Source organism: Azospirillum tabaci, assembly GCF_014596085.1.
In the GTDB taxonomy this organism is placed as follows: domain Bacteria; phylum Pseudomonadota; class Alphaproteobacteria; order Azospirillales; family Azospirillaceae; genus Azospirillum; species Azospirillum tabaci.
The window spans coordinates 195854-209520 of record NZ_JACCJY010000003.1 but is presented as its reverse complement, the minus strand read 5'-3'; the positions used below and the strand labels follow the sequence as shown (position 1 = coordinate 209520).

General features: G+C 67.9%; 13 protein-coding genes. 4 read left to right on the top strand and 9 right to left on the bottom strand.

Annotated features, from left to right (window positions below; all coding sequences use genetic code 11):
• Position 1: 1 nt before the first annotated feature.
• The gene (locus H0B54_RS06035) at positions 2-958 is read right to left on the bottom strand and encodes a respiratory chain complex I subunit 1 family protein (RefSeq protein WP_188259619.1); all 957 of its coding nucleotides are present in this window, start codon (positions 956-958) and stop codon (positions 2-4) included.
• The gene (gene hyfB, locus H0B54_RS06030) at positions 955-3012 is read right to left on the bottom strand and encodes a hydrogenase 4 subunit B (RefSeq protein WP_211109207.1); all 2058 of its coding nucleotides are present in this window, start codon (positions 3010-3012) and stop codon (positions 955-957) included. Before hyfB ends, H0B54_RS06035 begins: the two co-directional genes overlap by 4 nt.
• Before the next feature lie 395 nt (positions 3013-3407).
• Here hyfB and H0B54_RS06025 point away from each other — a divergent pair, with 395 nt between their 5' ends.
• Together H0B54_RS06025 and H0B54_RS06020 are read left to right on the top strand one after the other, a co-directional pair.
• Positions 3408-5777 carry a Tex family protein gene (locus H0B54_RS06025; protein ID WP_188259618.1) on the top strand — a complete coding sequence of 790 codons (2370 nt, stop codon included), beginning with the start codon at positions 3408-3410 and terminating at the stop codon, positions 5775-5777.
• Between the two features lie 104 nt (positions 5778-5881).
• A complete protein-coding gene (locus H0B54_RS06020) occupies positions 5882-6991 on the top strand; it encodes a diguanylate cyclase domain-containing protein (protein ID WP_094302510.1) in 1110 nt (369 codons plus the stop codon).
• Between the two features lie 15 nt (positions 6992-7006).
• Here H0B54_RS06020 and H0B54_RS06015 read toward each other — a convergent pair whose 3' ends face one another.
• From H0B54_RS06015 to H0B54_RS05990, 6 genes are all read right to left on the bottom strand, one after another.
• Positions 7007-7642, bottom strand: coding sequence for a LysE family translocator (locus H0B54_RS06015; protein WP_188259617.1), 636 nt, complete (start codon positions 7640-7642; stop codon positions 7007-7009).
• 89 nt (positions 7643-7731) lie between these two features.
• Positions 7732-8052: a hypothetical protein gene (locus H0B54_RS06010; RefSeq protein ID WP_188259616.1), complete on the bottom strand. Its 321-nt coding sequence runs from the start codon at positions 8050-8052 to the stop codon at positions 7732-7734.
• Between the two features lie 39 nt (positions 8053-8091).
• Positions 8092-8415 carry a hypothetical protein gene (locus tag H0B54_RS06005; protein WP_246472355.1) on the bottom strand — a complete coding sequence of 108 codons (324 nt, stop codon included), beginning with the start codon at positions 8413-8415 and terminating at the stop codon, positions 8092-8094.
• Between the two features lie 41 nt (positions 8416-8456).
• Positions 8457-9236, bottom strand: a complete 780-nt coding sequence (locus H0B54_RS06000) for a hypothetical protein (protein WP_246472354.1) — start codon at positions 9234-9236, stop codon at positions 8457-8459.
• A gap of 31 nt (positions 9237-9267) precedes the next feature.
• A complete protein-coding gene (locus tag H0B54_RS05995) occupies positions 9268-10224 on the bottom strand; it encodes a YqaJ viral recombinase family protein (RefSeq protein WP_188259614.1) in 957 nt (318 codons plus the stop codon).
• Positions 10225-10575: 351 nt separating this feature from the next.
• Positions 10576-11211, bottom strand: a complete 636-nt coding sequence (locus H0B54_RS05990) for an XRE family transcriptional regulator (protein WP_188259613.1) — start codon at positions 11209-11211, stop codon at positions 10576-10578.
• 219 nt (positions 11212-11430) lie between these two features.
• Here H0B54_RS05990 and H0B54_RS05985 point away from each other — a divergent pair, with 219 nt between their 5' ends.
• Positions 11431-11751: a heavy metal-binding domain-containing protein gene (locus tag H0B54_RS05985; RefSeq protein ID WP_014197078.1), complete on the top strand. Its 321-nt coding sequence runs from the start codon at positions 11431-11433 to the stop codon at positions 11749-11751.
• A 103-nt stretch (positions 11752-11854) separates the two neighbouring features.
• Positions 11855-13051 carry an E22 family MetX-like putative esterase gene (locus H0B54_RS05980; protein ID WP_188259612.1) on the top strand — a complete coding sequence of 399 codons (1197 nt, stop codon included), beginning with the start codon at positions 11855-11857 and terminating at the stop codon, positions 13049-13051.
• A gap of 48 nt (positions 13052-13099) precedes the next feature.
• On the opposite strand, the gene H0B54_RS05975 is transcribed toward H0B54_RS05980, so the two are convergent.
• On the bottom strand, positions 13100-13552 hold the full coding sequence (locus H0B54_RS05975) for a hypothetical protein (protein ID WP_188259611.1): 453 nt from the start codon (positions 13550-13552) through the stop codon (positions 13100-13102).
• Between the last annotated feature and the right edge of the window lie 115 nt (positions 13553-13667).

The window sequence follows — 13667 nt, the reverse complement described above, 5'->3', positions numbered from 1 at the left end:
CTCACACCCCCCGCGACACGTAGAGGAAGATCGCGCCGAGCAGGCTCAGCAGCAGGGCGCCGCCGAGGAACTCGCCGACGCGGAAGACGCGCATCTTGGCGATGGACGTCTCGAACAGCGCCAGCAAGGTCCCGCCGACGGCCAGCTTCGCCACGAAAACGACCATGCCGCCCAGCGCCGCCGCCACGCCGGACCCGGCGGTGGCCATGCCCCAGGGCGCGAAGACGCAGGCAATCAGCGCCATGTAGAGCAGCAGCTTGAGCATGCTCGCCGCCTCGACCAAGGCGAGATGGCGGCCGGAATATTCCAGCACCATGGCCTCGTGCACCATGGTCAGTTCCAGATGCGTGGCCGGGTTGTCGATGGGGATGCGCGCGTTCTCGGCGATCGCCACCATCACCAGCGCGATCAGCGCCAGGGCCAGGGAGATGCGCAGCCCGACCGCGCCGGACATCATGAAATCGGCGATCTCGGCCAGCGAGGTGCTGCGGACCAGGATCGCCACCGAGAAAACGATCATCAGCATCGCCGGTTCGGCAAGCGCCGCGATCATCATCTCGCGCGACGAGCCGATGCCGCCGAAGCTCGTCCCCGTGTCCATCCCGGCGAGCGCCAGGAAGAAGCGCGCGGAACCGAGCAGGGCGATCAACGCGATCAGGTCCGCCGTGGGGGCGAGGGCCAGTTGCGTGGTGAAGACCGGAACCAGCCCCGCCGCCAGCCAGATCGCCGTGAACATCATGTAGGGCACGGAGCGGAACAGCCAGGAGGCGTTGCGGGCCAGCACGACCTCCTTGCGCAGCAACCGCAGCAGGTCGCGGTAGGGCTGGAGCACGGATGGCCCCCGCCGTCCGACCAGCCGCGCCTTCACCAGCCTCACCCAGCCGGTCAGCAGCGGCGCCAAGGTCAGCACCAGCAGCATTTGCAGGATCTGATGGAGGGTGGCGAGCAGCAGCGTCATCGTTGCGTCACCGCCACCATCACCAGCAGCACGACCAGCGCCAGGAACATCAGGGTGAGGTAGCGGCGGATGGTCATGAACTGCAAGCGGTTGGCCTTCTCGGCCAGCCAGCCCACCGCGCGGGCCGGCGGTTCGACCACCACGACCCAGGCCGGGTCGGTCCAGGTCACCGACAGGCGGGCGGGGCGCGTGTCGCCCGGTGCCGGCATGTCCACATGGTCGCGGGCGCGGAACACCGTGCTGCCGAAGGCGCGCCGGATCGGCTGGCCGAAGCTGGACGCCGTGTATTGCGTGACCGCCGCCGGGTCCGGGCCGTCGAAGCCGCAGCCCCAGGGGATCGACCAGCGCACCCGGTCGCTTGCCTTGCGGTGGATGCCCAGCACCAGCACGACCGACAGCAGCGCGATCACCACCAGCATGATCAGGCCGTTGTAGGAGTTGCCGATGGCCGAGGTCGGGGCCAGCCAGAACCAGGGCTGGTAGGCGCGCCCGTCGAACGGCCCGGCCTCCACCAGCAGGCGCAGCGCCGGCTCGAACAGGCGGATCAACGGGGTCGGAAGCACGCCGAGAACGACGCAGAGCACCGCCGGAACCGCCATCCCCAGCCGCATCGCCCGCCCGACCTCCACCGCCTCCCCGGCGGCGCGCGACCGCGGCCGTCCCAGGAAGGCGATGCCGTAGAGCCGCACGAAGCAGGCGCCGGCGAGCGCGGTGGCGAGCGCCAGGGCGGCACCGACCACGGCGATCTCGATCTTCAGCGACCATGCCGACAAAGCCGGGGCGTTCAGGATGGCCTGGAACAGCAGCCATTCCCCGACGAAGCCGTTGAGCGGCGGCAGGGCCGAGATCGCCGCGGCGCCGATGAGGGCGAGGACGGCGGTGGTCGGCATCCGGTGGATCAGCCCGCCCAGCCGGTTCAGATCGCGTGACCCCGTAGCGGTCAGCATGGCGCCCGCCGCGAAGAACAGCAGGCTTTTGAACAGGGAGTGGTTGACCACGTGCAGCAGCGCCGCCGCCAGGGCGAGCGCGGCAATCACCGGCGTGTGGGCGGCCTTGAAGACCAGCGCCAGTCCCAGCGCGATGACGATGGCGCCGATGTTCTCCACCGTCGAATAGGCGAGCAGCCTCTTCACGTCGTCCTGCATCAGCGCGTAGAGCACGCCCATCACGGCGGTCAGGGCGCCGAAGCCCATGGTCACCCCGCCCCACCACCACTCCGGCTCGCCCAGCAGGTCGAACAGCACGCGGATCATCGCGTAGACGGCGACCTTGGTCATCACGCCGGACATCAGGGCCGACACGTGGCTGGGCGCGGCCGGATGGGCCAGCGGCAACCAGACATGCAGCGGCACCAGCCCGGCCTTCGACCCCGCCCCCAGCAGGATCAGCACCACGACGAGCGCGGCGGCCCCCGCCGCCGGGGCGTGGGCGCGGATGGCGGCGAAGCTGTAGTCGCCATGCGCCGTCGCGAGCACCCCGAAGGCCAGCAGCAGGCAGGCCGTCCCGAAGCTCGCCATGATGATGTAGAGGCGCGCGGCCTTCGGCGTTTCCGGCTCCCGGTGGGTGGACAGAACCAGCAGCCAGGAGGCCAGCGACATGAACTCCCAGGACAGCAGGAAGGTGAAGGCGTCGGCGGCGATCAGCACCATGTTCATGCCCGCCAGGAACAGCGGGTAGAGCGGCAGGACCGGCCCGTCTTGAGTGCCGCCGTGAGAGCCGCCGTGAGAACCGCCGTGGCGGTCGTGATGCGCCCGCTCGTACCCCCAGCCGAACAGGCTGGCGGTGATGCCGCCGATATTCACGACCATCAGGAAGACGGCGGACAGCGCGTCGGCGCGCAGGTGAGCCTGAATCCAGGGCAGCCCGACCGGCAGGACCAGCGCCGCGTCCGGACCGCCCCCGGCCAGCCGGACCGCCGCCCACAGCGCGATCAGCGCGCAGGCGCCCGCCGTTCCGCCATAGACGACCGTGGGTGCTTGCGGCAGCCGCCTTGCCACGGCGCCAGCGACGGCCACAGCGAACAGGAAGGCGATTGCCGAAACGACCAGTCCCAAGGCAGCGAATCCGTTTGGATTAGTCCCACAAACAGTAAGGATGTTTCTCCCAACGAACGCAAGGGGAAAAACTCTGTCGCATTCATCTTGCGGATGCGCGTGTTTTGGGCGCCACGCGCACAGAAAAAAGGCGGCTCACCAAATTGGGAGCCGCCGGAGTCTGTTCGGGAGGAAACGCAACCAAGTTGCAGGGGAAGATATGCGCCCATTAAGGTTAACAGCGCGTAAACAGAGCGGGCTTTTTCTTTAACTATACTTTTTCGCAAGCAGAGAGCTTCGGTTTCGCGCGTCCACTCCGGACCGGTCTCCCCGCCCTCTCCCAGATCGGCACTGGCCGGGTGGGCCCGCTTCGCGCTATAGGAGGCCCCTTCCCTTTCACCAGTCACCGGTCCTCCATGCCGTCCACGTCCATCAGCCAACGCATCGCCGACGAGCTTTCGGTCCGTGAATCCCAGGTCGCCTCGGCCGTCAAGCTGCTCGACGAAGGATCGACCGTTCCCTTCATCGCCCGTTACCGCAAGGAAGCCACGGGCGGGCTCGACGACACGCAGTTGCGCACGCTGGAAGAGCGGCTGTCCTACCTGCGCGAGCTTGAGGACCGGCGCGAAGCCATCCTGTCCTCCGTCCGCGAGCAGGACAAGCTGACGCCGGAGTTGGAACTGCAGATCCGTCAGGCCGACACCAAGACGCGCCTGGAAGACCTCTACCTGCCCTACAAGCCGAAGCGCCGCACCAAGGCGCAGATCGCCCGCGAAGCGGGGCTGGAGCCGCTGGCCGACCGGCTGCTCGCCGATCCGTCCCTTCAGCCGGACGCCGAGGCCGCCGGCTTCGTCAGCGCCGATAAGGGGGTGGCCGACGTCAAGGCGGCGCTGGACGGCGCCCGCCACATCCTGGTCGAGCGCTTCGGCGAGGACGCCGAGCTGGTCGGCAAGCTGCGCGCCGCCATGGCTGACAAGGGCGTGGTGACGTCCAAGGTGATCGAGGAGAAGCGGGCGGAGGGCGCCAAGTTCTCCGATTACTTCGAGTTCGACGAGCCCTGGGCGAAGGTGCCCTCGCACCGCGCGTTGGCGCTGTTCCGCGGCCGGACGCAGGGCGTGCTGGACATCCGCCTGGACCTGCCGGTCGAGGAGGGACAGCCCCACCCGGCGGAGCGGACCATCGCCGCCCACACCGGCATCCGCGACCAGGGCCGCCCGGCCGACAAGTGGCTGTCCGACGTGGTCCGCTGGACCTGGAAGCTGAAGATCGGCCCGCACGTCGAGACCGACCTGATGGGCGACCTGCGGGAGCGCGCCGAGGACGAGGCCATCCGCGTCTTCGCCCGCAACCTGCACGACCTGCTGCTGGCCGCCCCCGCTGGCCCGCGCACGACCATCGGCCTCGACCCCGGCATCCGCACCGGCGTGAAGGTCGCCGTGGTCGACGCCACGGGCAAGCTGGTCGACACCGCCACCGTCTACCCGCACCAGCCGAAGAACGATTGGGACGGCTCCATCGCCACCATCGCCGCCCTGGCGGTGCGCCACGGGGCGGAACTGATCTCGATCGGCAACGGCACGGCGAGCCGCGAGACGGACAAGCTGGTCGCCGACCTGTTCAAGCGCCACCCGGAGCTGAAGCTCACCAAGCTGGTGGTCAGCGAGGCCGGCGCGTCGGTCTATTCCGCTTCCGAAACCGCGGCGGCGGAGTTCCCGAAGCTGGATGTCAGCCTGCGCGGTGCCGTCTCCATTGCGCGCCGCCTTCAGGACCCGCTGGCCGAGCTGGTGAAGATCGAGCCGAAGTCCATCGGCGTCGGCCAGTACCAGCACGACGTGTCCGGCGGCAAGCTCGCCCGCTCGCTGGACGCGGTGGTGGAGGACTGCGTGAACGCGGTGGGCGTGGACCTGAACACGGCGTCCGTCCCGCTGCTCACCCGCGTGTCCGGCCTGAACGAGACGATCGCCCGCAACATCGTGGAGCACCGTGACCGCAACGGCGCCTTCCGCTCGCGCAAGCAGCTGCTCGACGTGGCGCGCCTCGGCCCGAAGACCTTCGAGCAGGCGGCCGGCTTCCTGCGCATCCGCGAGGGTGACAACCCACTGGACACCTCCGCCGTCCACCCCGAAGCCTACCCGCTGGTCGAGCGCATCCTGAAGAAGACCGGCAAGGATCTCGGCAGCGTCATCGGCGACGCCCGTTTCTTGCGGGGGCTGAACGCCGAGGACTTCACGGACGAACGTTTCGGCGTGCCGACCATCGAGGACATCCTGAAGGAGCTTGAGAAGCCGGGCCGCGACCCCCGCCCCGAATTCAAGACCGCCACCTTCCAGGAGGGGGTCGAGGAATTGAAGGACCTTCAGCCCGGCATGGTTCTGGAAGGGGTTGTGACCAACGTCACCGCCTTCGGCGCCTTCGTGGACATCGGCGTGCACCAGGATGGGCTGGTCCACATCTCCCAGCTGTCCACCAGCTTCGTGAAGGACCCACACACGGTTGTGAAGGCCGGCGACATCGTGAAGGTCAAGGTGCTGGAGGTGGACATCCCGCGCAAGCGCATCGGCCTGACCATGCGCCTGACCGACGCCGCCCCGCGGCCGGAGAGAGGCCAAAGCCGGGGAGAGGGCCAGCGTGGCGATGACAAGCGCCGTGACGACCGCCGCGGCCCGCCGCCCGGCAAGGGCGGCTCCGCACCCAAGCCGCCCCCCAAACCCGCCAAGGCCCCGGAGCCCATCAACAACGCCCTCGCCGAAGCTTTTGCGCGGGCGCAGGCCGGAAAGAAGCGGTAAGGCTTGGCAAGGTGGGGAGCGTCCCGACATGCGCCGGTACGCTCCCCATGGACGGTTCGTGCGCCAAAGGCTAGTGTGCACCGACGCCAACCGCATAGGCGCCCATGTTCTCTTCGGCAACCCGAATCGTCGGACTGTACACGGTCCTCGCCACCGCGTGGGTGGTGGGGTCCGACCGCCTTTTGGACGCCGCCGGTCTGGGCGAGGTGGTGCTGATCCAGAACGTCAAGGGCACCGCCTTCGTCCTGTTCACCGCTCTGGTTCTGTGGGGTTTCCTGCGCCAGGAGTTCCAGCGCCGCACCCGGTCGGAGGATGCGCTGCGCTCCACGATGGAGCGGCTGGCCCAGTCGGAGGCCGACCTCCGCTCGGTCATCGAAAAGCTGCCGGATGCCTTCTTCCGTACGAATCTGGACGGCCGGGTCAGCATGGCCTCCCCACAGTTCGCGCGGGAATTCGGCCTGACTCCCGAGACGGTGATCGGCACCCGCATCGCCGACCATTACGTGGAGGAGGATGGGCGCGCCAAGTTCCTCGCGGCGCTGGAGGAGTCGGGCGGCGAGGTCCGCGACCACCGCATGCCGATGCGGCGGCAGGACGGCAGCACCTTCTGGATCTCAGCCAACGCCTACATCCGACGCGACCCCGCCGGGCGTCCCATCGGGGTGGAGGGGATTGCCCGCAACACCACCGCCCAGCACCATCTGGAGGAACGGCTTCGCTACCTCGCTGGGCACGACGCGCTGACCGGGCTGTGCAACCGCATCCGCTTCGAAGACCGGCTGGAGCACGCCATCGCCCGCGCCAAACGCGAGGACAAGAGCTTCGCCCTGCTCTTCCTCGACCTCGACGGGTTCAAAGAGGTCAACGACACCCACGGGCATCAAAAGGGCGACGAGGTGCTGGTGACCACCGCGCAACGCCTGTCCGGCGCGCTGCGCAACAGCGACACAACCGCCCGCATCGGCGGCGACGAATTCGCCGTCCTGCTGGAAGGAGACATCTCCGTCGAGAACGCACGGGCCGTGGCGGAAAAGGTCATCGACTCCATCGACCGGCCCCTGCCCGGCCTGGACCTGTCGGTGTCGGCCAGCGTGGGCATGGTCTTCTATCCGTCGGACGGCGCGGACGCCGGCGTGCTGCTGCGCTGCGCCGATCAGGCGATGTACCGCGCCAAGCGCCTTGGCAAGAACCGGTTGGAACTGGGCACCGCCTGAGCGGGACAGCGTCCGTCAAGACGGCCTTGCCGCGTCCATCACCAACCGAATGCCCAGCGCTCCGATGACCGAGGCCGCCAACCGGTCGATCCACGCCTTGGACCGCAGATAGGCGGCGCGGGGGCGCCCGGCGGAGAAAGCCACGGCGACGATGGCGTACCAACCCGTCTCGACCAGGAACACGCCGGGTGGCAGGGCCAGCAGAATCCAGGATGGCGGCGAGGCCGGCAGAAGGGCAGCGAAGATGCTGGCGTAGACGATGGCGGTCTTCGGGTTGCTGATCTGCGTCGCCAGACCGATCCCGAAGGAGCGCAGGACACCGTCGGAATCAGCGGCCCCGTCCGGAACGCGGACGGGCTCCGCGGCCCCCCGCCAGATCCGCACCGCCATGTGAGCGAGGTAAAGGCCGCCCGCGACCTTCAGCACCAGATAGAGCCACCCGACCTGGATCAGCAAGGCGTGCAGACCGAGGAGGGCCAATGTGGCGAAGGCCACGCCGCCGATGCCCATGCCGAAGGCGGCGGCAAGTCCTGCGCGACGCGACACGGCGATGGACGTGCGGGCCACCAGGACGAAGCTGGGTCCGGGGCTGACGGCGCCGACGGCCAGGGCGCCGAGAATGCTCAACAGGGCAAGAACGGATCCATCCATGTCTGCGGCTCCGCTGATCGGGAAGGCCGCAGTTTACGGATGGCGAGCGGGATCGTCAGCCGACGAAATGGTCGCGGTGTCCCGCCCGCTCACTCCGCGGCCATCAGAAAGCTTGTGCCGTGACGGGCACGCGGAGGCATGTCCGGCAGGCCGATCGTCCGACCGACCTCCTCCGTCGTCGGCTGGCGCCGGTAGGTCTCCACATAGCGGTCGAGGGCGGCGAGGCATTCGGCGATCGAGCCGGAACCGACGGCCCGGCAGTCCTCGAAGGCGTGCGGGTCGGGGCGGAACCAATGGGTGATGTAGCCGTCCTCGGTCCCGTTCAAAGTGAGCGTCAGGGCAAAGCGTCCCTCATGCCCGATCCGGGCGTGGGCCGCGCGCAGCCGGGACTGGACCTCTTCGATGGTCATGGCGCGTGCATCCTTCTTAAACATCAGGCGACCTTTCGATCACGCGGCGTTGCGGAGCAGCCGGTCTTCCAGGCTGCGCGCCCATTCGGCGTCGCGGGCCAGAGATTCGACCAGAAGACGGGCCGGGCCGGCGGCGTCCACCGGGGTGTCGGGGCGGAGCAGCCCCGACAGCCGCATGGCCAGCGATTCCGCCTCCGCCTCGACCCAACGGGCGTACTGCTTCCGGCGTTCCGCCTCGTTCCAATACCACCGCGGAAGCTGGGAGTAGGTGCGCTCCATCTCGCCTTCCCAGGCGCTCATGCGGAAAAGACCGCTGGGAGAGCGTTCGGCGTGGGTGTGCTTGGTGGTGCTTGCGGGTGTCATCGGCAGGGCTTCTCCCTTCCACGCCGCAGGACGGGCGTGGCTCAGGCGGCCTCCAGATCGCCGCCCTCTTCGTCTTGTTTCAGGATTTCCGCCTTCTTCTGGGCGAACAGGCTCGTGATGCGGTGCTGGGCCGTGCGGTCCACCGTGCCGATCTCGCGCAGGCGGGTGCCGGCGCCGGTGCGCCACAACTCCTCCAGGTCGTCCAGGTCCAGGCAGGCGCCGAGCCGCTTGCGGATTTCCTCCTCGAAAGCGGCGATGGCGGCAGGCTGCAGGTCCGGGTTGGACTTGGCGGCGTAGAAGGCCTCCGCCTCCTCCCGGTACTTGCTGTCGTCGAACTGGCCCATATGCACGTCGGCGGCGAGGCCGAGCTGGACCAGACATTTGCCCACCGCGTCGGTCATCGACATCTTGAAGCACTCGTCGTCGGGCGCCTCGATGCCGTTGCGGCGGCGGACCATCTCGGTGCCGCCCCACTGCGGACCGGTCCAGCACTTCTCGCCCGTCTCCGGGTCGAGATACCAGACGCGGGCGCAGATGAAGACCATGCGTTCGGCGATGGTCCAGTCCATCTGCTCATAGCCCCAGCCCTTGCCGACCGGGCCGAACACCTCGGTCATCATCATCAGGCGCCAGGTCGGGTCGATCTGCGTGCCGCGGAAGCCGCCGGAGCGGGTGAAGGGCTTGGTCGCCTTCGGGTCCGTCCGCTTCAGCCGGTTCCACAAATGCATGGGGTCCGGGGCGGCGGTCTGGGAACCCGCGATCTTCGGAGCGGCCGTGCTGACGGTCTTCTCGGTTTCGGCAACGGTGTCGGTCTTGCTCATGCGTCCCATGGTCGTCGGGTTCCCCTTTTGGTCAGAAGCGTTCGTCTCTCCCCTCACCCCAGCCGCCGCTGAGCACAGCGTCCAGGCTCGGGTCAGGGGACGGATCGGCCGTGGCGGGCTGCCACGGTTCGGCGGTATCGAGCGCCCGCCGTGGCGGCGCGCCGTAGCGCAGCGACAGGCGTCCCTCGCGGTCGCGGGCGAGGTACAAACCGCGGCCCGGTTCCTCTCCCGCCACAAAGGCGATGCGCGCGTCGGCGGGCATCAGCGCTTTCAGGGCGGCTTCGGCCTCCCGCAAGGCGAGGGCGGCGGCCCGGCGGTCGACCAGTTCCGCGGCCAAGGCGGCGAAGCGGTTGTGCCGGGCCATATCCACCACCCGGCGGGTCTCGTAGGTCGGCGCTTCCGCGGGCAGCGGGTCGCCGGGCTCCACATCGTTGGCGACGTGCCACCAGAAGGCGGCCAGCGTCTCCATCAGCCGCCCGCAATCCGCGTCCCGCCGTGGCACGCGGACGAGCGCGTGGCCGGTGGGGCGCAGGATGGAGAGCATCGCCCGGTCCAGCCCGGTGACCACCAGCTGGTGCTGGACTTGCCAGTGGTACCGCTGGGCCAACTCCGCGTCCGTCTGGAAGCCGCCGGAGAATTTCGCCTCCACCAGCGTGTCCGGCGCGCCGGTCTCCCCATCATCCTCCCACGTCAAAAGATCCCAGGTCAGGAAGTCCGGGTGGGCGACCATCCAGTCATGCTCCGGATGGACCCAGGTCCGTTCCGCCGGCACGCAGGGAAGGCCGGTGGCCTTCTCAACGAAGCGGGGGTGCAAGTGTTCGGTCGCGATGCCGATCTGCACCGCGGCGACGAGGTCAAGATCGGCCGGCGCCGAGCGCCCCGTTTTCTCGCGCCACAGGCTCAGCCAGTCGCCCGCCATGACGCGGGTGGCGTCGGAAGACCCGATACGCCCTGCCCGCGCGGCGCGCTGCGCGTCCGTAATTGCCATTCCCCTGCCGGCCCCCAGCCGTTTCCGTGCGTTTCTGGCCACCGTCCTGGTGGGCGCCCGATGCGTCTTCGCAGCGCTCGTGGCGTTAACCATACCCCGTAGCGTGAATATGGGCTGCGAACATGCAGGATTCAAGAACAAAAAGAGAACCTGCGGCTTGGCCGTAGGGTCGAATCTTCGAACCTTTTCAAAAAACTAAGTAGAATTCGGCGCCGCCGCGGTCTCGCTGTGACCGAATCGGGCGACTCGGCACAGATGGTTATGGATTCGCGTCGTCAAAGGGGCTGCGGAAAAGAATTTCGCAGCGCCGATAGGCGGATTTTCTTCGAGATTCCCGGCAAATGCTCGCGATCAGGCGCGCAGGCAGCGCGTGACGTGAACGGCGACACCGGCGACATTGGCGCGCTCGATGGGCGTCGGGCGGCAACCGGGATCGGTGCTGACCGGCAGCAGATGAGGCGGGAAGAATCGGTAGCCGCACACCGTTCCGTCGCCCACTGTGACGACCACGTCGCCCGCCTGCGGGGCCAGCACGTCCAGCGGTTCCAGCACCACGCAGTCATCCGGCAGGACGCCGGCGGCATTCAGGCTGGAGGAGGCGATGGTCAGCGCAAAAGCACGACGCGAGGCCGGGCGGTCCACAGCGATGCCCCGCGCCCCGCCCGTCAGGGCCGCAGCGATGAAGGCTTCCCCCGCCCTGCGCCCAAGTTCCAGAAAGGACCGCACCTGCTCGACCGACAGCAGCGGCACCCGAGCAACGGCCGGGTAGGCGGTTTCGTCCAGGAAGCGCGGCTCGGAGCCGGCAACGCGAGCCAATCGGCCCAGGGTCTCGGCGCTGGGAACGCTGCCCCGCGCCGGGTCGCGCAGGAAGCGCGTGATGTTCGTGGGAGTGACCTCGGCCAGCCGCGCCCAAGCCCCGGCGCTCCAGCCCTGGGCTTCCATCACGCCGGTCATCCAACGCAGGATCGCCCGCCGCGTGTCGTCCATTCCGCCGTCCTCCCCGCCCAAAAAGCGTCCTATAAGAGAGAACGTTGAATGAACGCGCAAGGTTTCTTCGCTTATGTCGCAATTTCGCCGAGGATGCGCTGCGATTTCGCAGTATCGCGTCGGACTCTCCTCCTCTCCCGCTGAGCCCCTTCCCCACCCATTGCGACACGCCGTGCGCGCCGCCATCTGGAGGGCGCAAAACCACATTCGGAGGAACCGATGATCGTCACCAGCACCGACACCGTTGAAGGCCGTCCCGTCACCCAGTATCTGGGCATGGTCGCGGGCGAGGCGATTCTTGGCGTGAATATGTTCCGCGATCTGTTCTCCGGTATTCGCGACATCGTCGGCGGTCGGGCCGGCGGTTATCAGAACGCCCTGCGCGACGCCCGCGAGGCCGCCTTCGCCGATTTGCAGGACGCCGCGCGGGCGCTGGGGGCCGACGCCATCGTCGGTGTGGACATCGATTACGAGGTGCTGGGCAAGGAGAACGGCATGCTGATGGTCTCGATCAACGGAACCGCCGTCCGGCTGGGCTGAGTTCCCCCAACCGTTTAGGCCGATTGCCCGCCTGGACGGGCGGTCGCACCCACTTACACTCCCTCCCCGCATCGATAGGGACCTGAGAATCGGGAGGGACGACATGCGTTCTCTGGCGAAACGGCTCGGCGGCCTGGCCCTGGCCGCCGGCCTCTTCTGCGCGGCCCCGGCCCTGGCCTTCGAGGGCCTCGTGGAGAAGAAGGTGTTCGAGATGCCGTCCTACACCACGGTGGGCGGCGGAACGATCAAGAACCTCCGCATCGGCTGGGAAAGCTATGGCAAGCTGAACGACGCCAGGGACAACGTCATCCTCGTCACCCACTTTTTCAGCGGCAACAGCCACGCCGCCGGCAAGTACAAGACGGAGGACCCGGCCCCCGGCTACTGGGATTCGATCATCGGGCCGGGCAAGCCTCTGGACACCGACAAGTTCTTCATCATCAGCTCCGACACGCTGGTGAATCTGTCGCCGAAGGACCCGACCGTCGTCACCACCGGCCCGGCCAGCGTCAATCCGGACACCGGCAAGCCCTACGGGATGAGTTTTCCGATCGTCACCATCCGAGATTTTGTCAATGTTCAAAAGGCATTGCTGGATAGTCTTAATGTAAAATCTCTGCACGCGGTAATGGGCGGATCCATGGGATCGCTCCAGGCGCTGGAATGGGGTGCGTCCTACCCGGAAATGGTCAAGCGAGTCGTCGCGGTGATCGGTGGAGCCGAGGCCGACCCCTTCCTGATCGGCTGGCTGAACCTGTGGGCGGCCCCCATCCGCGTCGATCCGAACTGGCAGGGCGGCGATTACTACAGCAAGGCGGAGCCCAAGGCCGGGCTGATCGAGGCGCTGAAGCTGGTGACCCTGCACGCCCGCCACTGGAAATGGGCCGACGCCACCTTCGGCCGCGGCTGGGCGGAGGAAGGCAAGGACCCCGCCGCCAGCATGAACAACCAGTACGCCATCGAAGCGTGGCTGGACAAGGCGGCGGCGGCCCGCGCCGCGGTCAGCGACGCCAACCACTTCCTGTATCTGGTGAAGGCCAACCAGACCTTCCTGGTGGGCGGCGGCGGCGCGCTGGACGAAGGGCTGGCGAAGATCAAGGCGCCGGTGCTGCTGATCCCATCCGCCGACGACCTCGTCTTCCCGCCGGAGCGCGCCATGCACCCGCTGAAGGCGCGGCTGGAGAAGCAGGGCGTCGCGGTCACCTACAGCGACGCGATCACCACCAGCCTCGGCCATCTCGACGGCATCGCCAACATCGCCAAGGCCGGGGACACGATATCGGCGTTCATGGCGAAGTAACGAACGCGACCGCCCCGCCCGGAGACGTCCGCCCGGCGGGGCCTTCTTTCAGGGTCCGACATAATGCGGCATCAGTTTGGCCTGATCGCCGACATAGACGTCGCAGCGGCTGTCCTGGCCGTCGAAGAAATACACCTGACCGGTCTTGCTCTTGTTCTGCGGGTCGGACAGGTTCGCCCCGCCGGAGAAGGCGACGCCATAACGCTTGTCGGGCGTTCGTGCCCAGTAGAATCCGTCCGTCTCCTGCCCGAAGGCGCCGCGCTGGCACAGCCTTGACAGGGCGGCGTCGTAGCGGGTCAGCCCGTCCAGCCCCTTCGGCAGATTGTAGACCGCCTGGCTGCGCACGTAGCGGGTGCGAGGAGAAATGACCTCTTTGGGAAGAGAGGAGCGACTTAAAGCGCGCATATGGCCGGGATCGGTCCGCTCCACCCGCATCGGGTCCGCAGCCGCCGGAACGGCCATCAGCATCAGCAACAGCGGTACGGCGATGGCGAGTTTCATGGCGAGCGGTGAAAACGGCGATGGCGGCAGACCATAGCACAGATCGCTCGTCAGAGAGCAGGATCGCGCGTCGAAGGGCGGGCCTTATCCAATAAAAGTTATATTTATCAGATCG